Annotated in this window: 25 protein-coding genes and 2 tRNA genes; 10 read left to right on the top strand and 17 right to left on the bottom strand. The window is 54.7% G+C overall.

Annotated features, from left to right (window positions below):
* Positions 1 to 35 precede the first annotated feature (35 nt).
* Positions 36 to 563, top strand: coding sequence for an amino-acid N-acetyltransferase (locus tag FrondiHNR_RS10105; protein ID WP_279352648.1), 528 nt, complete (start codon positions 36 to 38; stop codon positions 561 to 563).
* Positions 564 to 649: 86 nt separating this feature from the next.
* Positions 650 to 1,246 (top strand): hypothetical protein, encoded by a 597-nt coding sequence (locus FrondiHNR_RS10100; protein ID WP_279352647.1) that lies wholly within the window; start codon positions 650 to 652, stop codon positions 1,244 to 1,246.
* Between the two features lie 61 nt (positions 1,247 to 1,307).
* On the opposite strand, the gene FrondiHNR_RS10095 is transcribed toward FrondiHNR_RS10100, so the two are convergent.
* The 10 genes from FrondiHNR_RS10095 to FrondiHNR_RS10050 all read right to left on the bottom strand — a co-directional run bounded on the left by FrondiHNR_RS10095 (position 1,308) and on the right by FrondiHNR_RS10050 (position 8,875).
* A complete protein-coding gene (locus FrondiHNR_RS10095; RefSeq protein WP_279352646.1) occupies positions 1,308 to 1,886 on the bottom strand; it encodes a PadR family transcriptional regulator in 579 nt (192 codons plus the stop codon).
* 249 nt (positions 1,887 to 2,135) lie between these two features.
* Positions 2,136 to 2,690: a signal peptidase I gene (locus FrondiHNR_RS10090; RefSeq protein ID WP_279352645.1), complete on the bottom strand. Its 555-nt coding sequence runs from the start codon at positions 2,688 to 2,690 to the stop codon at positions 2,136 to 2,138.
* Positions 2,691 to 2,712: 22 nt separating this feature from the next.
* Positions 2,713 to 3,450 (bottom strand): hypothetical protein, encoded by a 738-nt coding sequence (locus tag FrondiHNR_RS10085; protein ID WP_279352644.1) that lies wholly within the window; start codon positions 3,448 to 3,450, stop codon positions 2,713 to 2,715.
* 3 nt (positions 3,451 to 3,453) lie between these two features.
* Entirely contained in the window at positions 3,454 to 4,914 is a 1,461-nt protein-coding gene (locus FrondiHNR_RS10080) for a hypothetical protein (protein ID WP_279352643.1), read from the bottom strand.
* Entirely contained in the window at positions 4,901 to 5,596 is a 696-nt protein-coding gene (locus FrondiHNR_RS10075) for a hypothetical protein (RefSeq protein ID WP_279352642.1), read from the bottom strand. The genes FrondiHNR_RS10080 and FrondiHNR_RS10075 overlap by 14 nt, the downstream gene beginning before the upstream one ends.
* On the bottom strand, positions 5,593 to 6,261 hold the full coding sequence (locus FrondiHNR_RS10070; protein ID WP_279352641.1) for a hypothetical protein: 669 nt from the start codon (positions 6,259 to 6,261) through the stop codon (positions 5,593 to 5,595). The genes FrondiHNR_RS10075 and FrondiHNR_RS10070 overlap by 4 nt, the downstream gene beginning before the upstream one ends.
* Positions 6,261 to 6,842: a hypothetical protein gene (locus FrondiHNR_RS10065; RefSeq protein WP_279352640.1), complete on the bottom strand. Its 582-nt coding sequence runs from the start codon at positions 6,840 to 6,842 to the stop codon at positions 6,261 to 6,263. The genes FrondiHNR_RS10070 and FrondiHNR_RS10065 overlap by 1 nt, the downstream gene beginning before the upstream one ends.
* A 42-nt stretch (positions 6,843 to 6,884) precedes the next feature.
* The gene (locus tag FrondiHNR_RS10060) at positions 6,885 to 7,556 is read right to left on the bottom strand and encodes a hypothetical protein (protein WP_279352638.1); all 672 of its coding nucleotides are present in this window, start codon (positions 7,554 to 7,556) and stop codon (positions 6,885 to 6,887) included.
* Between the two features lie 540 nt (positions 7,557 to 8,096).
* Complete coding sequence (locus FrondiHNR_RS10055; RefSeq protein ID WP_279352637.1) at positions 8,097 to 8,600, bottom strand: MepB family protein; 504 nt, start codon at positions 8,598 to 8,600, stop codon at positions 8,097 to 8,099.
* 184 nt (positions 8,601 to 8,784) lie between these two features.
* Positions 8,785 to 8,875, bottom strand: a tRNA-Ser gene (locus tag FrondiHNR_RS10050).
* A 65-nt stretch (positions 8,876 to 8,940) separates the two neighbouring features.
* Here FrondiHNR_RS10050 and FrondiHNR_RS10045 point away from each other — a divergent pair.
* The 4 genes from FrondiHNR_RS10045 to FrondiHNR_RS10030 all read left to right on the top strand — a co-directional run bounded on the left by FrondiHNR_RS10045 (position 8,941) and on the right by FrondiHNR_RS10030 (position 13,653).
* Positions 8,941 to 10,038, top strand: a complete 1,098-nt coding sequence (locus tag FrondiHNR_RS10045; protein WP_279352636.1) for an LLM class flavin-dependent oxidoreductase — start codon at positions 8,941 to 8,943, stop codon at positions 10,036 to 10,038.
* 121 nt (positions 10,039 to 10,159) lie between these two features.
* On the top strand, positions 10,160 to 11,494 hold the full coding sequence (gene radA, locus FrondiHNR_RS10040; protein WP_279352635.1) for a DNA repair protein RadA: 1,335 nt from the start codon (positions 10,160 to 10,162) through the stop codon (positions 11,492 to 11,494).
* Between the two features lie 59 nt (positions 11,495 to 11,553).
* Positions 11,554 to 13,032, top strand: coding sequence for a malate:quinone oxidoreductase (locus FrondiHNR_RS10035; RefSeq protein WP_279352634.1), 1,479 nt, complete (start codon positions 11,554 to 11,556; stop codon positions 13,030 to 13,032).
* 12 nt (positions 13,033 to 13,044) lie between these two features.
* Complete coding sequence (locus FrondiHNR_RS10030) at positions 13,045 to 13,653, top strand: thymidine kinase (protein ID WP_279352633.1); 609 nt, start codon at positions 13,045 to 13,047, stop codon at positions 13,651 to 13,653.
* Between the two features lie 10 nt (positions 13,654 to 13,663).
* Here the strand turns inward: FrondiHNR_RS10030 and FrondiHNR_RS10025 are convergent, their stop codons facing one another.
* Together FrondiHNR_RS10025 and FrondiHNR_RS10020 are read right to left on the bottom strand one after the other, a co-directional pair.
* Positions 13,664 to 14,464 carry an HAD-IIB family hydrolase gene (locus FrondiHNR_RS10025; RefSeq protein WP_279354531.1) on the bottom strand — a complete coding sequence of 267 codons (801 nt, stop codon included), beginning with the start codon at positions 14,462 to 14,464 and terminating at the stop codon, positions 13,664 to 13,666.
* 84 nt (positions 14,465 to 14,548) lie between these two features.
* Complete coding sequence (locus FrondiHNR_RS10020) at positions 14,549 to 15,217, bottom strand: DUF1345 domain-containing protein (protein ID WP_279352632.1); 669 nt, start codon at positions 15,215 to 15,217, stop codon at positions 14,549 to 14,551.
* Positions 15,218 to 15,356: 139 nt separating this feature from the next.
* Here FrondiHNR_RS10020 and FrondiHNR_RS10015 point away from each other — a divergent pair.
* A tRNA-Pro gene (locus FrondiHNR_RS10015) sits at positions 15,357 to 15,430 on the top strand.
* A 341-nt stretch (positions 15,431 to 15,771) separates the two neighbouring features.
* Here FrondiHNR_RS10015 and FrondiHNR_RS10010 read toward each other — a convergent pair.
* Complete coding sequence (locus FrondiHNR_RS10010; protein ID WP_279352631.1) at positions 15,772 to 15,960, bottom strand: hypothetical protein; 189 nt, start codon at positions 15,958 to 15,960, stop codon at positions 15,772 to 15,774.
* 697 nt (positions 15,961 to 16,657) lie between these two features.
* Between FrondiHNR_RS10010 and FrondiHNR_RS10005 the strand changes: the two genes are divergently transcribed.
* Positions 16,658 to 18,061: a cytosine permease gene (locus FrondiHNR_RS10005; protein ID WP_279352630.1), complete on the top strand. Its 1,404-nt coding sequence runs from the start codon at positions 16,658 to 16,660 to the stop codon at positions 18,059 to 18,061.
* Between the two features lie 164 nt (positions 18,062 to 18,225).
* On the opposite strand, the gene FrondiHNR_RS10000 is transcribed toward FrondiHNR_RS10005, so the two are convergent.
* On the bottom strand, positions 18,226 to 18,564 hold the full coding sequence (locus tag FrondiHNR_RS10000; protein WP_279352629.1) for an SH3 domain-containing protein: 339 nt from the start codon (positions 18,562 to 18,564) through the stop codon (positions 18,226 to 18,228).
* A gap of 860 nt (positions 18,565 to 19,424) precedes the next feature.
* Here FrondiHNR_RS10000 and FrondiHNR_RS09995 point away from each other — a divergent pair.
* Complete coding sequence (locus tag FrondiHNR_RS09995; protein ID WP_279352628.1) at positions 19,425 to 20,729, top strand: LssY C-terminal domain-containing protein; 1,305 nt, start codon at positions 19,425 to 19,427, stop codon at positions 20,727 to 20,729.
* A gap of 821 nt (positions 20,730 to 21,550) precedes the next feature.
* Here FrondiHNR_RS09995 and FrondiHNR_RS09990 read toward each other — a convergent pair.
* Positions 21,551 to 22,903: a RidA family protein gene (locus tag FrondiHNR_RS09990; RefSeq protein ID WP_279352627.1), complete on the bottom strand. Its 1,353-nt coding sequence runs from the start codon at positions 22,901 to 22,903 to the stop codon at positions 21,551 to 21,553.
* Positions 22,904 to 23,144: 241 nt separating this feature from the next.
* On the opposite strand from FrondiHNR_RS09990, the gene FrondiHNR_RS09985 reads away from it, so the two are divergent.
* Positions 23,145 to 23,471 (top strand): zf-TFIIB domain-containing protein, encoded by a 327-nt coding sequence (locus FrondiHNR_RS09985; protein WP_279352626.1) that lies wholly within the window; start codon positions 23,145 to 23,147, stop codon positions 23,469 to 23,471.
* Between the two features lie 9 nt (positions 23,472 to 23,480).
* On the opposite strand, the gene FrondiHNR_RS09980 is transcribed toward FrondiHNR_RS09985, so the two are convergent.
* Both FrondiHNR_RS09980 and FrondiHNR_RS09975 read right to left on the bottom strand, forming a co-directional pair.
* Positions 23,481 to 23,984, bottom strand: coding sequence for a gluconokinase (locus FrondiHNR_RS09980; RefSeq protein WP_279352625.1), 504 nt, complete (start codon positions 23,982 to 23,984; stop codon positions 23,481 to 23,483).
* A gap of 1 nt (position 23,985) precedes the next feature.
* The gene (locus FrondiHNR_RS09975) at positions 23,986 to 25,383 is read right to left on the bottom strand and encodes a gluconate:H+ symporter (protein ID WP_279352624.1); all 1,398 of its coding nucleotides are present in this window, start codon (positions 25,381 to 25,383) and stop codon (positions 23,986 to 23,988) included.
* Positions 25,384 to 25,421 lie beyond the last annotated feature (38 nt).

Below are 25,421 nucleotides of genomic sequence, written 5' to 3'. Positions count from 1 at the left end.
GATCACGTATGCTTCACAGGGTATAGGGTGGCAGGATGACCGAAAAGACACCGGTGGAGGTTCGCCGGGCTCGAACCTCCGATATCCCCCATATTGAACGACTGATATCCCCCCTGGTAGAGGAACGTATTCTGCTGGGTAAAGAGAAGGTTATTCTCTACGAGTCTGTTCAGGAGTTCCGTATAGCGGAGGACGCTGACGGCACGATTATCGGCTGTGGAGCGCTGCACGTCATGTGGGAAGATCTGGGGGAGGTTCGTACTCTTGCGGTTGATAGAGAGATACTTGGGCGCGGTGTTGGGGGACAGATCTTGCAAACGCTGGAGCGTGACGCGATAGAGCTTGGGCTGAGTCGCCTATTTTGCCTGACCTTTGAGGTGTCGTTTTTTGAACGGAACGGTTTTTTGGCGCTGCGTGATTCGGATGGTGATCCGGTAGTAGATAGTGACCTTTACTCGGAACTGGTGCGCTCGCCGGACGAGGGTATCGCCGAGTTTCTTGAGCTTGCGCGAGTGAAACCCAACACGCTGGGGAACACACGAATGCTGAAGCGTCTTTTTTGAGGGCGTGAATATACATTGAGGAAGTAAGGTGATGGTTCTCGACGTGGCACCAGCATTTTAGAAGCTTATTCCGGTACTGTGTGTGCATGTCGGCGATCAAAAATCCGGTCGGACCCCACTCGCGGCGGGTATATGCGCGCCGCAGATTAGTGGCGCTTTTGGGTTTGATTGCGCTCATCGTCGTTATTATTTTGATTGTTGTTCGCCCGGGCTCCGGTAGTGAGGAAAAGCCTGCGGTTCAGGGGAGTGCCGCACCAGAAACTCCCGCTGCGTCAGAACCCGTGGACTGTGCAGCAGGAAACGTTGTTGTCACTCCGCAAACCGACAGTACAACCTATGGGGTCGGCGCCCTGCCACAAATTTCCCTCAACGTTATAAACAACGGCTCAACGCCCTGCACAATTAATGCGGGTACCGCGGCAATGGTGTTTACCATCAAAAGCGGAGATGAAACCTACTGGACATCCACGGATTGTCAGGTGGGGGCCGTCGATAATTTTGTGATCCTTGAGCCGGGGGTATCCGCACCCTCAGAGCCTTTTGCCTGGGAGAGGGTGCGCAGCGCCTCTGATACCTGTGAGGGCGATCGGCCTGCCGTTCCGGCGGGTGGGGCTTCTTACCATCTCTCGGTGTCTCTCGGAGGAATTGAATCCACCGAGACCGCGCAATTTATACTGAGCTAGCGTCTCTAGCTGGCTGGGGGTGACAAGGATTTGTCCAAAAATTATGCTTGAGGAGACGCCTCTAGTCTGTGTCATCGACGAGTAGGCTGAGGCGCATTTCGGTGGATTCGAGCCAGGCAATCAGGGTGTGATCTATATAGTGCCCACGTTCGTTCTGTAGCAGAGCGGACTCTCGTAGCCAATCGCGTAGTTTGGGCGTGGCATCCGCGGGAACCAGATCGATATCGAGCTCTTTGCGGTACTTTTCTTTTTCTCGTTGATAGGAGAGCTCGGTGCGGACGAGTTCGAGTGTTTTTGCGGGGCCTCGGCGTGCGCTGAATATTAGCCGGATTTGAAAGTCTGTGTCGAGGGGATGGTCTGACGGGGTGTAGGGGGTGTCAACCCATTCCTCCAGGACTCGGATGCCCTCATCGGTAATGCTAAAAACTTTTGCGTCCGGCCCAGAGTCTCGTTTTTCGACGGCAGAGAGGGCCCAGCCGGTATCCTCTATCTGCGATAGCTGGCGATAGATCTGCGAGGGCTGTGTGGTGTATCCCACCAGGGAACCATATCGTTCAAGCCACTTGTGCACATCGTAGCCGGTGCGATTGCCCGCTGAGAGCAGGCTGAGGATGATTATATTGAGTTTTGCCAGTGCCATGGAATTCCTTTTGCGCGAGAAATACGTGTTGCCGGATGGCAGTTATCGGGACGCGGCGCAACGACAACTGCTGTTCAGAGATAATTTTGATATGACCAGGCACTTTAATATTACACTATTCAAGTTGATAGAAAATACAGAATTAGGGTCTGCTCGTTTCGACAGCCCAATAAATTGCATACTTTATGTATGTCTGTGATTTCGTGAGCCGGTATAGCGCTGAATGGTAATCCGGAATTTCTGCCAGATCTATTGGGGGGAAAAGTCCTTGTTGGTGAGGACACTGACCCGCGGTGTTTCTTCTGTGTGCTGAGCTCTCGTTCGATTGTGCTGGGGGAGAAAGAAGAGGAGAAGTACTAAGCCTATGAGTAGGGCACTGGTAATCAGTCCGAGGGGGGTTTGGAGTAGTGCGGTGAGGCTGCCGAGATAGGGAATCACGAGTATAGTTCTCCACACCTCTGTGACGGTGTAGGGGCGTGGGTCGTTTATGTCGTTTGCGTCTCCCCTGAGGATAAGTGTTGTTTCGCCGGCGGCTGTGCTGGTTTCAACTACGCGGTGTGTGACAAGGCCGCTGTGGTCGAGCCTTGGGGTGGTAACTATGTCACCCACATTGATGTCGTTTGCGGCGGTCTTTTGGGTGAGGATAAGGGAACCTGTAGGGATTGCGGGCGCCATGGATCCGGTTGCTACGATTGCCGGTCTGATGTTGAGGATGAGGGCTACGAGGAAGAAGAGGAGGCAGAAACCGCCGATGATTGCCATCAGGGTGAGGAAAAAAGAGCGAAAAAAACTGAGTGCGCGCATGGTTTCCTTAAAGGCTTCTTTTTTACAGTGTGGTGGAGGTTCCCGTAAACTGCACAGCGAGGGCGGCGAGGCCGCCGTTGAGCGCTGAGGTTGCTGGGTCGTTGAGGTAGTGGATCATGACTGTTACAGTGGTGGTGCACTCTGGAGGTAGGGGGATGAGGAGGGGCTCCCTATCGGGGAAGGGGGGTGAGCCGAGGGGGCTGAGGACTCCTAAGTGTCCTGACGCGTCTCCGAGGGTAACTCCTAGCTGTGGGTTAGAAATAGAGCCGCCCACAAGAAGTTCGTTTGTGAGTGAGTCAAAGATTGTGATGCGGAGGAAGGGCATGATGTTTGGGGCGTTTCCGACGAGTCCTGTTCCCACGGGGACAACGGCGACCTCGGTGTCTGCGGGGAGTGTCTCTGAGTTATTGAAGACCGTGGTTTCGAAGGTGAGGGTGCGCCCGGGGACGAGGGCGTTTTCACCGGGGATAGGGAGGGTGATGCCCTCGTCGGGGTGGGCGTAGGCTACAATGCCGCCGGGGAGAACAACGGCGATACTGAAGGGCGGCGATCCGATCCCGGCCTCTCCTCCGAGTCGAAGGATTGCAAAGTCGACTAAGTCGGCACTCGTGCTTCCGACGCCAAATAGGAAGAGGAATCCGGTGAGGAGCCAGGCCCATTTGTGGGTTCTGGGTGGAGTCCGTTTGTGTTTGAGGGTGTAGTGAGGTGTCTGTCGCTTGTGCCTGTGGCGGGAGTGTTGCCGCAGAGGGTTGCGTTTCATCGGTCAGTTCCCTCCGGGTAGTCTGAACAGCGTGATGGGTTGTGCGGGGGTGGTGGGTGTCGTGCTGACCCCCCAGTTGTCACGAACGGAAGAGTGCAGGTTGGCATTATTTCCTGCCGTTGTCCCACCCCAGATGCGCATGTTCCCGTCCGTAGCGAGGGACATGCCAGTGTAACCAAAGCCGCCTATATCCGTCACGTTTGATCCGAGGGCGAAGACCTGTGCTGGTGTTTGGAGATTTGTGAGCGACATGCTTCCTGTCCAGGGATCGGGGCCTCGTCCAAAGCTGTAGCGTCCGTAAATAAAGACTGAACTGTTTGTTCCGAGGAGCATGACATAGTCCTGAGTAACGGCAACTTTTCGGACAGAAACATTGCCGGGGAGTGAGAGAGCTGCGGGAGTGTTGTTGATAATCGCGGTGCTGTTGGCGCGACCTGTTCCCTGGATGGCTCCATTTCCCCAGGTGATGAGTTGCCCAGTGTTGAGAAGCATCTGATTACCAAAATAGTGGCCGGTAAGAGTTTGAATGGCGCACGTATCCTGAGGGGAACCTGCTATAACTCCCGGAGTATTACATCCCCCCGTCGCAAAATTTGAAAGAGTGTTGGAGCGCTGAGGAGAAGACATAATGCCGATAAAGTCATCGCCGGAGGGAGAACCAGCAAAACCTAAGCCGCCGTTTGCCCACCCCCACCACACGACATTGCTGTTGCCCATAACCGCCCATCCGTTCCAGGTTCCCGATCCGATAGAGTGTGCGCCCTGGAGTATACGTTGGGGGGTGGGACTCGAGGCAACCGGTGTTCCCTGACCGGTGATTCCCCTCCCTTGAGGCCAACCCCACGTGTAGACAGCTCCGTTTCTGGTGAGGGCCATAAAGACTCCGGCAGAAGAGATCAGATCAACCACGGGTCCGTCAAAAGCAGGAATGCTTACCAGTCCGGGAACGCTGAAGTTTCCGGTGCGTCCCATGATGTTATGCACCTGGTTACCACCCCAGGTGTAGACAAGTCCGTCGTCGGAGAGAGCCGCGATGCCGGTTCGGTTAAAGTTTGTAATATGAAAGTTATCGTAGCTGGTACCGGCAGCCTTGATCGCCCTGCGCTGCCCACCTGGCCCGGTATAGCCGTCGTTGGGAAGAACAACGCGGGAGGGAGGCTGAGGACCAGCGACAGTTGCCGCTCCTGTACCTGCGAGTCCATTTTGGCGGAATCCCCACACCCACAGGCTTCCGTCTGCCTGAACCATCGTTCCGGTATTAGCAATGTAGGTGCTGGTGATAGCGAAGCCTGCTCCCGCTGTGCGTAGAACGTTGGGACCCGTGCTGGGGGTCACGGCGGTGGCCTGATCAGTATAGGCGGAAGAGGTCTGGAGGACCCACAGCGGTGTGTAAGACGGCACAATAAGCGCGATGACAATGAGGGCGTAAAAACCAGAGCGGAGGAGTGATTTACGATGAGTCACGTTTTGTATTCCTTCTCTGTTGTAGGAATGAGGCGGTTGTGAGGTAGGTTCCGACCCCTGCCGTGCTCAGTAAGATCCAGAGAATGAGCGATGTATCGTCGCTTCCGGTGAGAGCAAGCCCCTCATCGTGTGGAGCATCGCGCGTGAACGGAGGCGTCTCGGGAGCAAAAGGTGGAGGGGGAAGAGCGTCGACTGTGGCCGTGATGGTGAACGTTAGCGCTTGGGATATCCCTTGGAATTGGTTTCCGGCTGTGCTCGAAAGAGAGACCGTTGAGTTCAAGACGATTGTTTCTTGGGGAGGGAGAGAACCGAGCGGCACGCTCTGGTTGTGTATGTCACACAGCGTTGTGTTCACGCTCTGCTCGTTATTGATCGTGACTGTGAGCAGGATAAGCCGGTCAATGGAGTCCAACTGTTCACACGCGAGGGAGAGCGGGTCTGGATCTTGAGTGACGGTGAGGAAAATCTTGGTGGGGTTACTGCTGGGGTTGGTGGCGTTTAAAATCCATGATGAAGAGTGCCCCGGAAACGGCATCGCAACGGTTATAGATTCTGGACTAACGTCGAGTATCGGGTTATCTGTTGCAATCGCTGAGGATGGTGCTGTGTTGAATCCGAGCGCGAGAATTATTCCGCAGAGCAGAGGGGCGAGTCCTAAACGGGAAAGGGCGTGTTTTCTCATGAGGTTGATCCGTTGAACTGAACTCCCAATACAAGGATTCGATTATAAAAATAGGGGTTCCCGAGAGCGGCTGGCATGTTAATTGATATGGTGACCACTCGAGGAACATTTTGCACCCAATCAGTGAGGATAATTGGTTGGCTGTTAATCGCTGCCGCAGTGGTGGCGGTCCTGAGCGTTATTCCGTCAACTGAGATGGTGAAAAGCGCAACGTTGTAGGGTTCGGCGCCCGTGGGAAATCCGGGGTCCGGTGGGCGAGTTCCCTGGAAAGCATTGAACAATTGCAGCGTTACCGGTCCCGAGGCCTCCGTAAGCGTGACGACGGAGATATCGAAAGTTGCGGTTTGTGGGGAGCCAATGATGTTAATGATTCCCGCACTGGATGTATCTATTGTGTAGGAGACGGGGTTCCCCTGGTGAATATTCCCGTTTCTATCGAGGAGAGCGATATCGTATAGCCCTCCCACGGTACCGTTTGTGCCAAGACTCAGGGAAGAGATATTGGTGAAGGCAGCCAGTGTGGTTGAGACGGTGGCTGGGAGGAATATGCCGATAGCGAGTATCGTCGCGCAGATTTTTGTGGAGCGTTGAGCGAGTTGTGCGCGGCGTGGGTAATGATATTTGTGCGATTGGCTTCTGCGCCGTCGAGTGGTGAACTTCCTCATTATGCGCTCGTTCCAACGAATTGGAATTCCAGTCCGGTCTTCTTGTCCATCCAGTCCTGATCAGTCTGTGGAATGAGGCTGATTTGGACGTCAAATATTGTGTATTCGTCTGCGGCAAGTCCGTTTGGCAGGGCAATGTTTTCGAACTCGGGTGCGAGACGATTCTGCACGATAAGGGTTTGTCCCTGTCGGACGGTAATGGCCAGCTGACTAAAGAGGTAGTCTGAGTCGGCTGGGTCTTCGCCTGGAACCGGAACCGGGTAGAGGGAAAGCGTAAGGTGTGTTGCGGTGATGGGGCTTTCATTTCGGACCGCCATCCTCACATCGAGCGGCTGTCCGGGGGCGACGGAACTCTCAACAAGCTCTATTGTGTAGGAGCGACCGGTGTGCCTGCTCCAGGCCTCTGATGTGGGTGTCCAACTTGGTTGGGGGCTTCCGATGGCTGCGATTCTCAGGGTGTTTTGTTCGCCCTGAAGAAGAATGCTGCTGCTTTGCCACTGAGTAATAATTGCGGAGGTGAGGAGGGTGGCGAGGCAGAGGAAGATCCCACCGGTCAATAAGAAACGTATTGGTGTTTTCACTGTCCTCTGCCTCTCCCCCTCGATGAGCTTTTATCGGTGGATTTAGGCGATTGAGGTGGCGTTGAAGTTGGCCTGTATGAAAGCCTTGAGTCCGTTGAGGTCATTGTCTGGAAAAGTAGCTTCCGAGTCCGCCTGGGTGAGTAGAACGATGGTGATGGTGACGGATGATTCTTCTCCTCCTTCAAGCCTGTTAAGGGTGAGAGTGTTGAAGTCGTCATAGGTTACCGGTCCGAAAGTAACGGAGGTGCTGTCAAGGTTTGTTGCTGGTTGGGTGACTGAAAATCGGAGGCTTGATAGATACCTGGGAGAGGTAACGTTTGTTCCAGTGTCTGGAATCTGTGTGAGTCCCAGGGTAACTGCGGAGTTCAGAGAGGTTGAGGCATTACGGACGGGGATCTGCACGGAGATTGAAGGGCCTCCTGGAAATATGCTGTTTGCGCCGGTAATAGCGATGGGTGCACCCTCGGGGGTATTGGCCTCTTGCCACTCGCCAGGGATCATTTGACCCGTAACGGGATCTGTGTTAACCACTTGGAAGTTAAAGGCGTCGGAGCCGATACCGTTAGTTCCTAGGTTGAGATTAGCAAAGTCTGTAAAGACGGCGCTGGTAATAAGAATTGCGACTCCGACTAGGCTACCGAGAGCGATGACTGCTCTCTTGCGCCCTTTTCTCTGAGGGGTATTGGGTTCTGGAGTGGTGTCTACTGAATGCATGAGTGTTCGCTACAATCTGTGTTGTCTTACCTGGGGAAGGAGCACCTGTAGATTATATGTTGACTCAGTTAATTTATTTCGAACCAACTTTAATCCAGTGCTTTCTGGATGCGTCTTATCAAATATCTATGGATTAAAAAATTATAGATATTTTTTAAATAAACTAAATTATCTAAGTTATTTGAGAGAAACATAACAGATAATCTCTTTTTAATCTATCTTGAAATTAATTCACTAAAATAAAGAATCACAATTTAATGCAAGAATATAAATTTCCCCGAGATTTCAAGGCTGTTACGGCTCTTGACTTCTTTTTTGAAAATCTATTACATAAATGTATTTCTTTACAGAAAGAGAATTTAGAATTAAAAAATATTTCATAAGATCTGCTCACAAGATATCTTGAGGGTTGCCCAGGGACTGAATGGTAAAAACTTTGCCTTATCGACCGGGGCTTTAGGCAGGTGTGAGCTACGATTTCTCAGTGTCAGAGTGTCTTGCACATAAGAGCTCGGGAGCTCTTGCCCAACGGAGAGAAAGCTAACGCAGGGTATTAAAAGCTAAAGCTTGTTCATGCTGAGTGTGAGCGGCTTGCGTATTTAGCGCCCGGCACCAGCTTGGGTATAGGCGAAACCCTCGTTTTCCCGGCTGCGATACGGAAGCTGTGATGCCCATTATTTCGAGCTGGCAAGCCTGGAAACGGAAGACCCCGAACCTATCTCTCTCTTCAACAAAGACTAGCAGGCCCGTGGCCGGGTCGTCAGTATCGAACGGTTGGGTTTTTCCTCGTTCGTTACGTTTCCATACCGCTACAAACGCGCCAGGTTTTGTCGGTGTTACACGCGCTGTACGTATCCGCCACAATTCACCGTTGAGACGAACGACACCGGATTGGTAATTGCTATTTTGTGGCTCTAACTGTGGTGCTTCATATTCGGGAGCCTCCTCGCCTAAGAGCTCCACATAGCGATAGAAAGCCGTAAACTGAACCGAGCCACCCGTCAGATTGGTGAGGCTCGGAGGGGGAGGGGCGCTGTTGTTCATACTGCCCCACAGTATACGGGGTCTTTGCTTCGTATACCGTGGGGATAACGCTCACCCGGTGAACTTGTTATGCGGGATAATCCGAGTGGGATCACCCCGATTGATACGGGTTGGCCGGGTAACGCCGGAACTATGCAGAAGGCCCCGCATCCCCAGATTTTTAGAAATCTCGGGGCCCTCTATGTGGCGGTGACGGTGGGATTTGAACCCACGGTAGGCTTTGAACCTACACAACATTTCGAGTGTTGCACCTTCGGCCGCTCGGACACGTCACCGCGAACGATTTTATGCGATATGAGCGATGAATGCCAATCGAGGGGCGCGCGTCATAAAATGCTACATGAAATATTCTGACGTATTGGCATCTTCTGTTGGTGAATTCGCTAGCGTCATAGTTATGACCGTGCAGCGCCTAAAATTAGGTTTTCTTTCTTTTGTCCCCAATGATTATGGGCCTCTTGGGGCCGGACGGGCGCTCCGAGAGGGAGTGGAGCTTTTTCAGTTTGCCGAGGAGCTGGGCTATCAATCGGGATGGGTGCGTGTTCGTCATTTTGAACCCTATCTATCAAGTCCGATGACTTTTCTTTCTGCCGTCGGGCAGCGTACTCACAGCATTGCCCTGGGGACGGGGGTGATTCCCGCGCGCTATGAGGATCCCATCCGGCTGGCTGAGGACGCCGCAACCGTTGATCTGCTTATTGGAGGACGTCTAGAACTTGGACTGAGCACGGGTATCGGTGGCCTCGCATCGATCCTTGACCCGGTTTTTGGGGAGAGCGATCGAAGTTTGAGCGAAGAGTCCCAGTATCGCATCGAACGTCTGCGTAGGGCCCTTGAAGGGTACCCCGTGGCTCATAGCGGTCAAGGGTTTATGAGCGTTCCACCAGAGACGGATCTTCATGTGACCCCGGAAAACCCGGACCTGGCCGAACGCCTTTGGTACGGTGCAGGTTCTCTAGGCAGCTCAATACGCTCCGGAGAGCAGGGATTTGACCTGCACGTTTCCACTCTAATAACGGAGGGTGGCGAGGATGTTCTGGAGGTTCGTCAGACTGAACATGTGCGTGCCTACCGTGAGGCGTTTGCAGCTTCGGAGGCGGGAAACAGACGCAGGGGGCGGGTTGCTGTCGGCCGAATAGTGCTTCCCACGGCGAATCAGGAAGACAGCGATGCACACGCGGGATACATCAAGAGCTATAAGGAGCGGATGCGCCCCGATGGGAGACCACACGACCCCTCCCTGAACATGCGCTTTAGTAGGCTTCATACGGGGTCATCTGACGCTATCGTCGATTCGCTTGCCGCGGATACTACAATCGCCGAGGCGGATACCCTTATTATCACCCTGCCCGCACCGGGTGGAATTGAAGCGCATCGACGGGTCTTGCGCACTGTCGCAGAGGAGATAGCCCCAGAACTGGGGTGGAACCCTCGGTAGAGTTTTTGCCATATCGACCGTTATACTGCGATTCGTAGCCTCCGGTTACTAACCGGCATCCTCGTCACGGATTACCCCGTCAGATCTGCGGGTGTCAGACGTGGTCGGTAGTCTTACTGACATGGCAAAGGCTTCTTCATTATTTCGCTGTACCGAGTGTGGCTGGCAGGCTCCCAAATGGGTGGGGCGCTGCGGAGAGTGTCAGCAGTGGGGAACGGTTGTCGACTCCCTAGAAGAGCCGGGTTCTCTCGGACCTCGTGCGGTTGCTGCTCTTAGCGCAGACGAGATCGCTCGGCCCATCACCCAAACATCCACCGTTGCTACAGATCGCTCCACAAGCGGTATTGCGGAGTTCGACCGTGTGCTCGGGGGTGGTCTTGTCCCGGGTGCGGCAGTGCTGCTTTCGGGCGAACCCGGGGTGGGTAAATCCACGCTGCTCCTTGAGGTTGCCGCAACAATTGCTCGGGGTGGTAACCGGGTTTTATACGTCAGTGCAGAGGAGTCCGTGGCCCAGGTGAGGGTCCGTGCCGAACGCACCCGGGCCCTGACGGACAACCTCTTTTTAGCTGCTGAGACTGCTCTCTCCAGGGTTCTCGGTCAGTGTGATGCGGTTCAGCCGCAACTTCTTATCGTAGATTCCGTGCAGACAATAGCCAGCGACTCGGTCGAGGGCATTGCCGGAGGACCCAGCCAGGTCAGAGAGGTGGCGGGTACCCTGATTCGCCTGGCCAAAAGGCAAGATCTCCCTGTTATTCTTGTGGGCCATGTTACCAAAGACGGCAGCATAGCTGGCCCCCGCCTGCTTGAGCACCTGGTAGACGTGGTGTGCCATTTTGAGGGTGATCGTCGCAGCTCCCTGCGCTTTATTCGTGCTATTAAAAATCGTTTTGGCCCCACAGACGAGGTGGGGTGTTTTGAGATGACGGGTGGGGGTATCGCAGAGGTGTCGGATCCCAGCGGGCTTTTTCTGAGTCGCTCCGAAACCTCCGTGAGTGGCACCTGTGTCACGGTGGCTCTGGAGGGTCGTCGTGCCCTTCCTGTCGAGGTTCAAGCGCTGGTGGTAGAGGCATCCGCGCCCAATCCGCGCCGGGTTACAAGCGGGGTCGACTCGGCGCGGGTAGCCATGATCCTCGCGGTTCTCGAGCGCCGCGCCGGAGTGTCGCTCGGCTCTAAAGACGTTTATGTCTCCACCGTGGGCGGGGTGAGGCTCACTGAACCCTCCGCCGACCTGGCTATAGCGCTCGCAATTGCTTCGGCGGCACGGGACACTCCAATTGATCACAGTCTGGCGGCTTTTGGCGAGATTAGCCTTGCCGGGGAGGTTCGAGAGGTTACCGCCGCGCAACAGCGAAAAAATGAGGCTCAGCGCCTCGGTTTCAGCACCGTGATTGATGCACAACTGGGCAGCCTTGCTGATGCTCAACGAGAGGCGTTCCGAGCGGGCACCCCTGCATAGTGGGTGCTTTGTCGCGCTCGGTTATGCTGAGTGCTGCAACACCCTACTAAGCTGGACGGGTGAGTAATACAAAGACGGTTGACGTTGTCCTCATCGGTGCCGGAATCATGAGCGCCACCCTCGGTACACTGCTACAGCGACTTCAGCCGGAGTGGACGATCCGTGTCTATGAAAAACTTGCTGATGTGGCGCGGGAAAGCTCCAACGCTTGGAACAACGCGGGAACCGGTCATGCCGCTTTGTGTGAGTTGAACTACATGCCCGAAGGGGCAGATGGTAGTGTCGATCCGGCTAAAGCGGTGAGTATTAACGAGCAGTTTCAGGTCAGCCGTCAGCTGTGGGCATCACTCGTCGAAGAGGGCATCGTGAGCGAGCCCGATACTTTTATTAACCCCGTTCCCCACATGACTTTTGTGCAGGGAGAAGCCAACGTGTCCTATCTCAAGACACGCTTTGAAGCCCTCAAAAACCTACCGCTTTTTGCTGGAATTGAATACTCAGAGGACCCCTGGGTTATTGCGGAATGGGCACCGTTGCTCATTGATCAGCGTAAAAAAGGAACCCCGATTGCAGCCACCCGCATACCGGCTGGAACGGATGTGGACTTTGGTGCGCTCACTCACCAGATGTTTGAGTCAATGACCCGGACCGGTGCCTCGGTGGAAACCGAGCACACCGTGCGAAAGCTCAGGCGCAGAAGCGATGGAACCTGGGATGTGCACCTGTTGAGCGAGGTGGGGCGCACCAAGAGCATCGTCAACGCCAAGTTTGTTTTTGTCGGTGCAGGGGGAGGGGCCCTGCCTCTTCTGCAATCGTCGGGTATTCCCGAGATCAGGGGTTTTGGCGGATTTCCCATCAGCGGTCAGTTCATGCGCTGCGATAATCCCGAGATTGTTGCCCAACACCAGGCTAAGGTATATGGTAAGGCGGCGGTTGGTGCCCCGCCCATGTCGGTTCCCCACCTGGATACCAGGGTCGTTGATGGTAACACTAGCCTGCTTTTTGGTCCCTACGCGGGGTTCAGCCCTAAATTTCTCAAAAAGGGATCGTGGTTTGACCTTCCCCGCTCCGTTCGTATACACAACCTGTGGCCCATGCTGGCGGTTGCGCGAGACAACTTCAGTCTTGTCCGCTACCTGATAAGTGAGGTTCTCGCGGGACGCCGCAAAAAAATGCGGGCTCTGCGCGAATTTATGCCCACCGCCCGTGACAGGGATTGGTATCTCATTACGGCGGGCCAGCGTGTCCAGGTCATGAAGAAAGACCCCAAACATGGAGGGGTCCTCCAGATGGGCACCGAGGTGGTCACTTCTGCCGACGGTAGCATTGCCGGACTGCTCGGGGCATCACCCGGAGCCTCTACCGCTGCACCAATCATGCTTGAGGTATTAGAGCGCTGCTTCCCCCAGCAATTTGAGGGGTGGCGTCCGCAGCTCACACGAATGATTCCGAGTTTTGGTACCAAGCTTTCTGATAGCCCCGATAAAACCGCTGAGTCTCTTGCCCGAACCGCCGCGGTGCTCGGGATCAACGAGTAGTAAGGAAAACCCGTGGCTAAACTTTATTTTCGTTATGGAGCGATGAATTCCGGTAAGAGCACCGCGCTTCTGCAGGCGGCCTTTAACTACGAGGAGCGGGGACATCGTGTTCTGCTCGCAAAACCCTTGATCGACACCAAAGCCGAAGAAAATATTGTTTCACGTCTGGGAGTTGAGAGACGGGTCGACTTTCTTCTGGACGCAGACTTCGGCGTGCGTGAGGTATTTCAGGAGCACAGAGAGGTATCCCGGCGGGCATTCGGCAGAGACGTGAGTTGCCTGTTGATTGACGAGGCACAGTTTCTCACAAACGAGCAGGTTGACGACCTTTTACGAATCGCGATACTTGATGACGTTCCCGTGATGACCTACGGAATCCGAACCGACTTTCAAACGGTCGCTTTCCCGGGCAGTCGGCGCCTACTTGAGATCGCGCACTCCCTGGAAGAGCTAAAAACGATTTGTCGCTGCGGACGCAAAGCTGTGTTTAACGGTCGGCGAATCGGGGATCGCTTTGTTTTCGACGGTGACCAGGTGGCTATCGACGGGGTGCAAGTGAGCTACGAGTCTCTCTGTGCGGCGTGTTACTTACAGGAGAGCGGAGGGAAGCTTTCGGTTTAGACTGACCGTGCTATACGAGGTCAGGTGCGCTTGGACCCACGCGTTCGGGCACGAGATCGTTGGCAAGGTAGTCACTCAAAAACTGAGCGGTGTCTTCCCAACCCTCGACAGCGTGGCACAACACGCCCAGGGCAAGAACGGGATAGTCATTGCCACCTTCATCGAGACGATCCCCTACAAAAAGAATATCCTCCAGGCCGATTCCGCTGTGCTCAACAAGGCGACGGATACCGTAGGCCTTGTCAATCCCCTTGCGGGTGATATCAATGGAGGTTGATCCGCCGGAGCGTACCTCAAGCTCGGGAAGAGCCTCGGCCACCCGATCACGGAGCCGTGCCTTTTTGCGTCCGTCAGCGTCCCACAGCTTTTTAGCCTCAATCGGCGCCTGCTGACCGAGAGCGGAGAACGTGATCTGCGATCCCCGGTCCTCAATCACGGTTCCCCAGGTGCGCGCTTCCCAAAAGCCTAGTTCACGAGCAGAGACCTCCAAAGCTCTGGTTGCGGCTGAGGCCTCTTCCGGGCTGAGTCTTTCCTCATATATTTGTGACCACTCACCACCGGTGTAACGGTAATACTGTGTGCCACAGGTGGGCATCAGATGAAGCTTGCTCAGAAGTTCATCATCCAGATTATCGAGGCTTCCGAGCAGTTGCGACTCAAATTGGGGATAGTTGCCCCCGGAGATAACACACACCTCGTGATTGCGCAGGAGCTGCCTGAGGAGGTCAGCAATAATGGGACTGACGGGCGACTTGGACTGAGCAAGGGTATCGTCGAGATCAAAGGCTATGAGTCGAGGCTTGGTGGACATCTCAACCATTATTCCATAGAAAAATTACGTTTCTTGGGCAATCGCTGTTGTCGCGAGTGGCGTGGTTCTAGCTCAATGAGATTGTTAGGAGACGAGCCCGGCAATGAGATTGACCATGGTAGCAAGAATAACCGCGCCAAAAAGATACGACAGGAGAGCGTGTTTAAGAGCGGTGGCCCGTATCCGAGGAGAGCGCAGACTGGTGTCGGAGACCTGAAAGGTCATACCGATAGTGAACGCCAGATAGGCAAAGTCTGTATAGCGTGGAGGCTCCTCCTGATTAAAATCGATAGCCCCGGGGGACGGTATCGCGTTTCTGGGAATAGAGAAGTACAGCACTGCATAGCGCAGTGTGAAGAGGGTGTGTACAAGCAGCCAGGAAAAGATTACGCTAGCGACACTGAGAACCGTCAAAACGATTCCCTCTGAATCGCTTCGTGAGGATGCCTGAGAGAGCACAACCCCCACAACCACCAGGCTCGCCAGGCTCGCACATACGAGAAGAAAATCGCTCATTGTACGAGACGGGTCTTCCCTGGTGGCGTGAGCAGCGGTTCTTTCGGGAGGAATTGCCCCAATGACGACCCAGACCCAGAGCAGATATACTCCACAGGCCGCGCACCACCCGCCGAGGGCCGCATACTGCCCGAGGCCACAGAGAGTGAGCACTCCTCCCGCGGTAATACCCACCACCAGCATGGCAACAAAACGAAGCCGAGCGTAGTGCTGATTTTTCGACTGTGTGTGGGACATACTCCGATGATTGCACGTAATTACTCTTTGGAGAAGCACGGAGCCGCTTCGACTCTCTCTTATTATTTTGCTTCAAGCTCGGGATAATTTCTTGGCCCGCTCAAGAATGCACTAAGCTGGTGAAGGCCGCAAGGTTATGCGGGGTGTGGCGCAGCTTGGTAGCGCGCGTCGTTCGGGACGACGAGGTCGCAGGTTCAAATCCTGTCACCCCGACTCTAAGCCGCTCGAGTCCTTATAGATAAAGGGGATTCGGGTGGCTTTGGTGTTTATAACTCTTAGTTCCAGAGAACCAGGCACGTCGTAGACACGATGGCTTTTGTCCCAGGTTCTGCTTGAATCTGTTCTTAACTCTTCTGAACCCTCGGTTTTGGCTTAGGGGATAAGCTGCATGGCTTTCTGAATTGGTTATGCACGTTTGAGCGTCAGCGTTCCGTAGTGTGTCACCTTCTCGACTGCTGGAGCTAGGGTGTATCTCTGCTATATACAGACACAGGAGATACGTCCTAGAAATTGACACGTAAACGTATCCGCCCAGGCTCTGCCTGCCACTCTCCCTAAAACCGAAGAAACTTTTTCCATCGACTCTGTTGGGGGGCCTTGCTGGGAAGAATGCTCTCCATTCCCACCGCTGAGCGAGCCGGAATCGGCGTGTCGCCCTTTGGAAAGTTCTGAAGTGCCAGCGCCCTCATTTTTGCCCGGGTGATCTGATCCACGTTATCCCGAACCTGTACTGTTGTTTGCATTGTATATCCCCTAATATTTCTGTGCTCGACTCGGGCGCGGGTCGTTACGTTCAAGCAGCACAGTACGTACTATTCGAAGGCGTATAAATCGCATGTACGAAGCGACCCCGATGAAGCACCTCGGTGCTCAGGGCGCTGAGAAGTGCTAGCACAGTCTCTTAGCAGGCCCGAGCGGAGGCGCTGTGATAACACCCGATTTCGACTGTGGCTCCCCATGCCACAGGATATAAAGTATTGCAATTTATGCTGAAGGTTAGCAGGGAGAATAATAAAAATTCACTAGATTTTTTCGGGCTCGTTATTTGCGAATAGGTTCGTAGAAGGTGATTTTGTGGGGTGGGACGCCCTTCTAGCTGGCGGCTCCTGCGCTCCTTCCAGGGGGAGTAACACCGACAATAATTCGTTACAAAGGACACACCCAAGGATGACCCCTACGAGCGTGTGCGCGGGTGGAGGGCCTTTGGCGGGCTCCCGTTGCGATTTGCGGCTCTTGAAGTAGCATAAAGGCCATTTCAGTACCTTCCCATAAAAATTCTCACTCGGGTTAGCTTCCATTCGGTTAAAACGATCCAGAGAATAGAAAAAGACTGTTCGCTATTCCGCGAGTTTTACTCATAATTTGGTTAATATTGCCGCAGACCGCTGATCACGGTCCTGAAACCGCTTTCTTCAGCGGTACCACTCAAAGGAGAGACACATGACACACGAACCCCCCGTCGTTACTCAGACGTTTAAAAAGTTTGAGCAGCAACACATTCTGCCCATCCCGGAGAGCGAGCGGACGGGCACAAACTGGTCACTTGCCGCCATCTGGGTCAGTCTCAATATGATGCCCCTCACCGTGGTAACGGGGGCCGTGGCAAGCGGATCTTACGGTCTCCCCATCACCTGGAGTATTATCGCGATCCTCACGGGAAACCTCATCGGCGCGTTTGGTTCGGCGCTCCACGCTTCGCAGGGACCGCACCTGGGTATCCCACAGATGCTACAGGCTCGTGCACAATTTGGTTATCTCGGTGCTAGCCTTTTTGCGCTCATCGCCTTCATTATGTTCATGGGATTTTTTGCCAGCATTCTTATTGTCGCCAAAGAGGCGCTGCTCGCGGTGTTTCCCGAATTTAACGGCACCCTGGCCATCCTTCTCTTCTCGCTCGTCGGAGTGGCGCTGTGTGTTTTTGGTTATGAGTTGCTCAGTAGAACAATGGCGTGGTTATCAATCATCATCGCTCTGGCGGTAACCGTGTCGATGATAATCTTCTGGACTAAACCCGAAGTTACCTCGCAGCGAGCCGACGCCATGTTTACGTTTGAGGGGTTCTTTGCCATGCTTGCCATCGGTATTGTGTGGCAGCTTGCCTACGCTCCCTACGTCTCCGACTACACTCGCTACCTCCCCAAAGACACAGGCCCCAAAGCAGCATTCTGGGGAACCTATCTCGGTCTTGTGGGGAGTTCCGTCTTTGTGATGACGCTCGGGGTCCTCCTCGGCGCAGCAAATCCCGATAACCCGCTGGCCGCGCTCGGAGATTTCCTCGGGCCGCTCGGTCTACTCGTGCTCATTATCTTTGCGGTCAGCTCCGCGCTCATCAATGGCGTTGAACTCTACTCGGCCGTGATGAACGCGCTCACGGTTATGCAGTCAAACTTTCGAATGGTGATCACCTCTGCCACCCGTGTGTGGACCACCATCCTGGCCGGTGCCCTTGCCACGTTTATCGCGATCATGGGTCAGGGCGATTTCATGACGGTGTTCGAGAGTTTTCTCACCCTGCTGCTGTACGTTCTTATCCCATGGTCCGCGATCAACCTGGTCGACTACTTTATCGTGCAGAAGGGGGAGTATGTGATTGCCGATCTTTTTGCACGTGACGGTGGACGCTACGGCAGGTGGAACAAGGTTGGTCTCACCAGCTACGGTATTGGGCTTGTTGCTCAGGCACCCTTTATGGTCACCCCACTTTACACGGGCCCGCTTGCCGCACCGCTTCAAAACATTGATATCGCCTGGCTGGTCGGGTTCCTTTTCACCGCTGCTCTCTACCTGGTGCTCACCCGTAGCGCTCGCAAAGTACCGGAGTCAACGGTGGTTCCCGTCGCCTAGACTAGGGCGCGGTTATTTAACGCCCACCCGTATCCATAACAATTAGCCCCGCACAAAAGATAGCTCCTGGTAGGTTCCAGTGATTGTCGCAAAGCCGTAGAACTCCGAGCATGACAGAAGCGGCCCCGCTCACCAATGCGGTGAACGGGGCCGCTTCTTTTTGACTAGATGGCTCGCAGGACACGGTGAGGCACCCATCCTTCAAGACCTGATCGATTCCGACACCAGGCCCACCCACTCTCGGGATCGTCTGAAAGCACCTCGACCGTTTCTCCAGCGGAAGCAGGAAGCTCAGTGGTGTCGTATGCAACTAGCACGGTTCCCAGAGACCCATGCGTGTCGATATGCCGTGCAGGCACCCAACCAGTTCCAGTAGGGGTAGTGACGAATACGAAAGCTGGCCATTCGGTGTCGCGTTTACCAATCGAGACTTCTTCACCGGGCTGAATCTTCAACGGTGCTCTGGTGGGGATTTCGTGATCCTCTATGAGTAGGTAACGCATGACGACATTCTGGCACAGAATGCTCACGACAAAGTTCTTGGATGCTACATGGGTGAGTGCGTCGAGCCTTTTGGAGCGAGGCGTCCCAACCCAGTGTTTTACGAGGCCCGGTGCCCGAGTTACTGGGCAACTCGGGCAAGTTCTTCAGGGCTGTGAGTAGAGAAGTCCGTGCGTTTCGGGAAATACTGCCTCACGGTGTGACTGGCCTCGCCCTTGAACATAGAGTGTCTGGTAGATCGTTGCGCATCCCTGGACCTGTACGATAGTCCACCCGTAGCGTAAGGCTGATCTGCTCCGGCGACCAGGGCCAGAAAATTTCTCTTGTACATAAGAGGGCAAAGGGGCCGCAAATTTCGATTTTCTTGTGGGATTTGGGCGTGGCCTGAGCCTCGTTGTTTTCCGACGCGCCGCTACGGGTGAAGGGTTTGTTGGAGCTTTTCATATTTGGGGCAACCAACCGTGACCGTCTGGTCAGTGCGTAGGTAGTTATACCAGCGGTGCAGTGTACGATCCTGCAGTAGTCCGCGAAGTAGCGGCGGTTCTGGAAGTGGCGAGTCTTGCCGTAACCACCGGTATGTTGCGTTCTTGTTAAGTTCTAGCCGTCTAGCCGTTTCAGAGTTGTCTTGACGTTCTTCAAACAGTGCGAAGAACTCAGCCTTCTGGTCCGCAGTGTATCGGGGCCTGCCCGTTGGCCCATTGCCTCTCCAGATATGCGTCAGGTGTTGCAATGACCACTGGAACCTAACTCTTCAGCGCGGGGCAGTTGTTGGGTTGCGCTGCTCCCATCGAACTTTCCCCTGCTCCCATAGAGTTTTGCTCGGCTAGCACACGGGAGAGTTCGAGTGCTATAGGGTTTCATCATGGCCAAGAAACCGCTGTCGCGTGATTCCTTTTTGCCGGGCGTCGATCAGGAGACCGCGATCGATAGCGGATTCTTTATCTTTAGCGGGGCCGCGTCCATCTGGTTAGCCGTTGTGCTTTTTCAAGAAAGCCTCAACTGGAGTCGCATCTGGTTTCTTATTATTTTTTGGGTTATCTTGGCCTATTTTGTGCTGCCGAGAATCCACAAAATTCTCACAAAAATCTATCTCCCAAATTATTTTTTTGGCCGGGCTCGTACCAGTGATGGACTTGTTGGTGATCCGGTTAATGTGGCTCTCCGTGGTTCAGAAAAACAGGTTCTTTCGGCGATGCAGAGCGCCGGGTGGACACTCGCCGACGATCTCACCTGGAGATCAAGTATTCGTATCGCAGCCGCAACCCTTTTCCGCAGAAGCTATGATCAGGCTCCCGTGAGTCCGCTCTTTCTTTTCGGTCGAAAACAGGACTTTTCTTTTGAGCAAGAGGTTAACGGTAGCCCCGGTAAACGCCACCACATCCGTTTTTGGCAGTGCCCCCCGGGATGGTTACTACCCGGTGGCACGGGCGTCGATTGGCTGGCTGCCGGGTCCTACGACCGCGCCGTGGGACTCTCTCTCTTTACGTTACAAATAACCCACAAAATCTCCCCCGATATTGATGCTGAGCGGGATTTTATGCTGGAAGGACTCACTCGGGCGTTGCCTGCGATAACGGTGGATACCATTAGAGATTTCTCAACCGGATACCACTCAAGAAACGGTGGGGGAGACAACGTTGTGACAGACGGGGATCTCCCTATCGTGGATCTGCGTGAGGTCGTTCCTCAGGAAAGCACCCTACCCAGCCTTGATCAGCGCAAAAACCGACGTCCGGCCAGTACGACTTTTGGTGCCACCGTTGTGGCGTTGCGTGGTATTGCGGCTCTTTTTCTCGCACTCAGCCTGGTTATTTCAAACCCCCAGGGGGCAATTTTTGCAGACCTTATCGATGAGCCCACTGTGGCAGACCTGCCGGGTGTTGTTCTTACCGTAATAGCGATTATTGTTTTTCTCTTTGCCACAGTAGAGCTGCTGTTAGCGTTTTTTATCTTTCGCGGGGGTAATAAATCGCGTCTTATCGCAATGATACTCAGCACTCTAGCGATTATTGTGCAGATCTCCGCGACCCTCAGCGGCGGCATGGAGATCCATCTAGAAACAAACCTCGTAGGCTTCTCTCTGGATATCTTGTTGATGCTTGCTCTGACAAGCAGAGAAGCTCGTCAATACGCAACAAAGCATCGACGAGCTAGACGCAGCCAATGAGACCACGCGAGTCAAGTGCAACGGACCGTCTCAGAAATCCGCCATCAGGGCGTAGTACTCCCCCGGCTATGATCGGCGCTGGATATGATGGTGGGATCATAGTCTCCAAGATACAACCGCATTCGTTCGCTGAGTGACCCGGTATGCAGCTCGAACAGATGGTTATCGTCATCATAGAAATAGAGTGATCTACCCTCGGCCGCATTCCGTTGACGCCCTTCTCGTACGACAAGCCCAAGATGTTCTACTCTGTCTTTGTAGTGTTGATAGTGAACATCTCTAATGCGGAATGCAGTGTGGTTGTAACTTCTGGGTAAGATCGTGTCTCCCCGCATGGTTGCGACCCAGATTGGCGCCTGACCGTCGCTTCCACCGATCATGAAAAACCGTTCGGGCGACAGGGAAAAAGTCTGCGTGTCGCTGTCGTAGAAACGCCGAGCCCCCAACACTGTTGTGAGTATTTCTTCCATACGGTCGAGGTTCTGCACGATGAAGGTGATATGGCTCAGACCGAGAACTTTGTGGTTGACGCAAGGTATTGGATCAGCATCGTGTGGTCTCATGACCTCACCATAAACCCTGTCCCCGAGGTCAGGGTCAAGTCTGATCGTGCCAGCTTGTTGCTATTTTCGAGAGTGTCGATGCTCTCGGAGGAACTTGCGTCTCAGGCTGCGACGCGTCGACCCTCCGCACGACCTCATTCAGGGCTTAATACATTGGAGAATTAACCGGCTTAAACGGCTGCGGGCGCACCGTTTGTGTGGTGCGCCCGCAGGGTGTGATTCACTCGCTCTTGGGTTTTTCTTCGCGGAGAAAAAACCTTATTTGTTTCGTGAGGGAATTACGGCTGTTGCTTCGATCTCGATTTTGAACTCGGGAAGTGCCAGCGCTGCAACCTGAACCGCGCTTGAGGCGGGCTGGTTGCCCACGCCCAGGATCTCGTCACGGACATCACGCATTAGTTGAAGGTCATTGATGTCGGTCACAAAGTAGTTCAGCTTGACGAGGTCGTCTAGCGATGCTCCCTGAGCCTCCAGGCTCACGCGGATGTTCTCAAACACCTGGCGGGTCTGAGCGGCAAAGTCGCCCTCGCCGATGAAGTCACCGTTGGCGTTAAACGCTGTCTGACCGGCCGTGATAACAATACGTCCCTCACTGCCCACTACCTGGCTGTAGCCGAAACCTGCCGGTCCGCCGGGTACCTGCTCAATAAAGGTAATTGTCTCGGCATCACTGTCAGAAGGAATAATCGCCGTTGCTTCGATCTCGATTTTGAACTCGGGAAGTGCCAGCGCTGCAACCTGAACAGCGCTTGAGGCGGGCTGGTTGCCCACGCCCAGGATCTCGTCACGGACATCACGCATTAGTTGAAGGTCATTGATGTCGGTCACAAAGTAGTTCAGCTTGACGAGGTCGTCTAGCGATGCTCCCTGAGCCTCCAGGCTCACGCGGATGTTCTCAAACACCTGGCGGGTCTGAGCGGCAAAGTCGCCCTCGCCGATGAAGTCACCGTTGGCGTTAAACGCTGTCTGACCGGCCGTACGAATGACCCGACCCTGGCCGCTCACTACCTGGCTGTAGCCGAAACCTTCCGGTCCGCCGGCTGCGCGTTCGGTAAAGCTGATGGGGGCGTTTCCGCTTTCGAACGGCACCAGGGCTACGGCCTCAATCTCGATGAGGAAATCGGGGCTTGCCAGGGCTACAACCTGAACCGCGCTCGAGGCGGGCTGGTCTCCTACGCCTAGAATCTCGTCACGGACATCACGCATGACTTGAAGGTCATTGATGTCGGTCACAAAGTAGTTGAGGCGCACCAGATCGTCGAGAGAAGCTCCTTCTGCGGCCAAGGATACGCGGATATTCTCAAAAGCCTGGCGGGTCTGAGCAGCAAAATCTCCCACTCCAACAATCTCGCCATTCTCGTTCAGCGCGGTCTGTCCCGCGGTAAAGACGTAACGTCCTTCTCCGCTAACAACCTGGCTATAACCAAACCCTGCGGGTCCGCCTGGGACCTGCTCCATAAACTCAATGTCAGGGCTTGCTACCTGCTGAGCCGAGGATGATGTTGGAGAGGGTGTGGATGTGGTGGTTGCGGGTGCGCAACCTGCTAGAACCGCTAAGACAGTGGCCGCTCCGGCCGCTATCAGCATAAGTTTTGTTTTCTTAAGACTCATAACGAATCTCCCTAAGTGATTGTTAATATAACCCCCCCGTGGCTTTTAGGCCACTCAGGTGAGTTGGTGTACAACCACTGACAACAGGAGGGAATCGATTTATATTCCTCAATTGATTGTGGGGAATATGCTTTTTTTAAAATCCGCTGAAATCCGGATGACGGGTAACGCCTTATGTGTAGGTGTTTTTCACAATATATGGTCTCAGCTTTTCCATAGCATCACCCCCTACTGTCGGAGCATGGAATGCCCAGTAGATAAAAGCATGCTCCTGATGAGCGAGCGCAACGGAATTGAAATTGACTACTGCCCCCAATGCCGGGGTGTTTGGCTTGACCGGGGAGAGATCGACAAGATCATTGAGCGTTCGGCTCCCACCGCGCAGACCGCTGAGCCGGTATATCAAAAATCACCCCAGCAGCGCTTCGAGGATCAATACGATAGTCATAGAAAGAGTGACTACCGGCGGGGTGATGGAGGATATGGAAGCCCCGAGCAAAACGGTCAGCAGGGCGGTTATCGCAAGAAGAAGCGCGAGAGTTGGTTAGGGGAGCTCTTCGACATGTAGCGGTCCGATTCAGAGACGCAGTGCGGTGATCACTCGTTCCGCGGCTGCTTCAGGATTTAATGTCATATCGACAATGAGTTGAGACTCGTCCGCCTCGAGCGGCTCAAGCGTGGCGAGCTGAGAGTCGAGAAGTCCCGGACCCATAAAGTGCCCCTGTCGTGCGGTGAGCCGCTCTTCGATGACCTCGCGTGTACCGTTCAGGTGAACAAATACAACGCCCTCCCCACGCAGCACGTCCCGGTAGCGTTTTGCGAGCGCGGAACAGGTAACAACCACGTTCTTTTTGTCGGTAAAACGTGCGGTCATCCACTCCGCGATGGAGGAGAGCCACGGTGCACGCTGTGCATCGCCCAGGGGAGTTCCCGAACGCATCCGCTCAACGTTTTCTGTGGAGTGTAGGCTGTCACCCTCAAGAAACTCCCACCCGAGCTGTCTGGCGAGAAGGGCTCCAACCGTTGTTTTTCCGCTTCCGGATACTCCCATGACAATTAGAGCGCGCGGATTCTTGAACATTCTAGCCTCCCACAAAGACGCTGAGTATAAGCACACCAGCCAAGCCGGTGACCGATACGAGACACTCAAGCACGGTCCAGGTTTTGAACGTTTGTGTAACGCTGAGTCCAAGATATTCTTTGACCATCCAGAACCCCGCGTCGTTGACGTGCGAGAGGAATACGGAGCCCGCTCCGATTGCAAGTACCATCAGCGCAACCATCGGGCTGGAAAGTTGTTCGGCAAGGGGCATGAGCAGCCCAGAAGCTGTCACGGTGGCAACGGTGGCTGATCCGGTAGCAATTCGGATGAGGGCTGCAACAACCCAGGCGACCAACAAGACGGAAGCCCCACTTCCCGTTGCAAAAGCCGCGATAACCTCGCCGATGCCCGTGTCAACGAGCACCTGCTTGAACCCGCCACCGGCACCGACAATCAGGAGGATTCCGGCGATCGGTGGTAGCGAAGAGGTGAGGCTCGACTGGAGCGCACGACGATCCATCCCACCGCCAACACCGAGGAGGAAAAACCCGGCGAGGACCGCCATCGTGAGCGCTATAACAGGCGTGCCGAGAAAATCAAGTGTTATCTTCCACGCTGCGGAGGAGTCCTGTGCAAAGATTGCTGCAAGCGATTTTCCAAGCATGAGGATCACGGGGAATAGGATGCTCATCAGGGCTGCGGGAAAGGAGGGTCGTTTGGGCTTTCCTTCCTTCTCGTCCGCCTGAAAGAGCTCCGGGGTTGGAACGGGAGCCCACTGTGCTGCAAAGCGGCTGAAGAGCGGCCCGGCCACAACAATGGTGGGGATTGCCACGAGCACACCAAAAGCGAGGGTAAGACCCAGGTTTGCGCCGAGGGTGTCGATTGCCACCAGGGGGCCGGGGTGCGGGGGAACTAGACCGTGCATGGCCGAGAGACCCGCGATGGCGGGGAGGGCGATGCGCATCAGGGGGAGCCCCGAACGCCGGGTAACGAGGACGATCACCGGCATAAGCAGCACAAGGCCAACCTCGAAAAACATGGGTAGCCCGATAAGGGCTCCCACCAATCCCATTGTCCACGGTAGCATCTTGTGGCTGGTGCGAGCGATGAGAGTGTCGACGATGCGGTCGGCGCCTCCGGAATCGGCGAGCATTTTGCCGTACATGGCACCGAGACCGATAAGAACGCCCACCCCGCCCATGGTTGCTCCAAAACCGCTGGTGAAACTTGCTATCGCTTCCGTCGGTGTCATCGCGGCAAGAAGGCCGGCGGTGAGAGAGCCGAGGAGTAGCGAGAGGAAGGGGTGCAGCTTGAGCCAGGTGATGAGCAGCACGATCACCGCTATTCCCACGAGTGCCGCAACAATGAGCTGTGGTTCCGGTGCGGTGATCACGGGGTCCGCGGATTCCGTCAGTGGCCGGAGTGGGGGGAAGGGCATCGGTGCCTCCTTGCGTGAGAGAAATTGTCCACCCCACA

The organism is Lysinibacter sp. HNR (genome assembly GCF_029760935.1).
Classification (GTDB): domain Bacteria; phylum Actinomycetota; class Actinomycetes; order Actinomycetales; family Microbacteriaceae; genus HNR.
This window is presented reverse-complemented; position numbering and strand designations above follow the sequence as displayed.

Excerpts from the sequence above, each read along its gene's own strand:
- FrondiHNR_RS09985 (WP_279352626.1), top strand. The coding sequence starts at position 23,145 with ATGGAATGCCCAGTAGATAAAAGCATGCTCCTGATGAGCGAGCGCAAC.
- FrondiHNR_RS09995 (WP_279352628.1), top strand. The coding sequence starts at position 19,425 with ATGGCCAAGAAACCGCTGTCGCGTGATTCCTTTTTGCCGGGCGTCGAT.
- FrondiHNR_RS09975 (WP_279352624.1), bottom strand. The coding sequence starts at position 25,383 with ATGCCCTTCCCCCCACTCCGGCCACTGACGGAATCCGCGGACCCCGTG.
- FrondiHNR_RS10055 (WP_279352637.1), bottom strand. The coding sequence starts at position 8,600 with ATGAACAACAGCGCCCCTCCCCCTCCGAGCCTCACCAATCTGACGGGT.
- FrondiHNR_RS10000 (WP_279352629.1), bottom strand. The coding sequence starts at position 18,564 with ATGCGTTACCTACTCATAGAGGATCACGAAATCCCCACCAGAGCACCG.
- FrondiHNR_RS10100 (WP_279352647.1), top strand. The coding sequence starts at position 650 with ATGTCGGCGATCAAAAATCCGGTCGGACCCCACTCGCGGCGGGTATAT.
- FrondiHNR_RS09990 (WP_279352627.1), bottom strand. The coding sequence starts at position 22,903 with ATGAGTCTTAAGAAAACAAAACTTATGCTGATAGCGGCCGGAGCGGCC.
- FrondiHNR_RS10005 (WP_279352630.1), top strand. The coding sequence starts at position 16,658 with ATGACACACGAACCCCCCGTCGTTACTCAGACGTTTAAAAAGTTTGAG.
- FrondiHNR_RS10045 (WP_279352636.1), top strand. The coding sequence starts at position 8,941 with ATGAAATATTCTGACGTATTGGCATCTTCTGTTGGTGAATTCGCTAGC.
- FrondiHNR_RS10075 (WP_279352642.1), bottom strand. The coding sequence starts at position 5,596 with ATGAGAAAACACGCCCTTTCCCGTTTAGGACTCGCCCCTCTGCTCTGC.
- FrondiHNR_RS10025 (WP_279354531.1), bottom strand. The coding sequence starts at position 14,464 with ATGTCCACCAAGCCTCGACTCATAGCCTTTGATCTCGACGATACCCTT.
- FrondiHNR_RS10095 (WP_279352646.1), bottom strand. The coding sequence starts at position 1,886 with ATGGCACTGGCAAAACTCAATATAATCATCCTCAGCCTGCTCTCAGCG.
- FrondiHNR_RS10090 (WP_279352645.1), bottom strand. The coding sequence starts at position 2,690 with ATGCGCGCACTCAGTTTTTTTCGCTCTTTTTTCCTCACCCTGATGGCA.
- FrondiHNR_RS10060 (WP_279352638.1), bottom strand. The coding sequence starts at position 7,556 with ATGCATTCAGTAGACACCACTCCAGAACCCAATACCCCTCAGAGAAAA.
- FrondiHNR_RS10085 (WP_279352644.1), bottom strand. The coding sequence starts at position 3,450 with ATGAAACGCAACCCTCTGCGGCAACACTCCCGCCACAGGCACAAGCGA.
- FrondiHNR_RS10070 (WP_279352641.1), bottom strand. The coding sequence starts at position 6,261 with ATGAGGAAGTTCACCACTCGACGGCGCAGAAGCCAATCGCACAAATAT.
- FrondiHNR_RS10105 (WP_279352648.1), top strand. The coding sequence starts at position 36 with ATGACCGAAAAGACACCGGTGGAGGTTCGCCGGGCTCGAACCTCCGAT.
- FrondiHNR_RS10010 (WP_279352631.1), bottom strand. The coding sequence starts at position 15,960 with ATGCAAACAACAGTACAGGTTCGGGATAACGTGGATCAGATCACCCGG.
- FrondiHNR_RS10020 (WP_279352632.1), bottom strand. The coding sequence starts at position 15,217 with ATGTCCCACACACAGTCGAAAAATCAGCACTACGCTCGGCTTCGTTTT.
- radA (WP_279352635.1), top strand. The coding sequence starts at position 10,160 with ATGGCAAAGGCTTCTTCATTATTTCGCTGTACCGAGTGTGGCTGGCAG.
- FrondiHNR_RS09980 (WP_279352625.1), bottom strand. The coding sequence starts at position 23,984 with ATGTTCAAGAATCCGCGCGCTCTAATTGTCATGGGAGTATCCGGAAGC.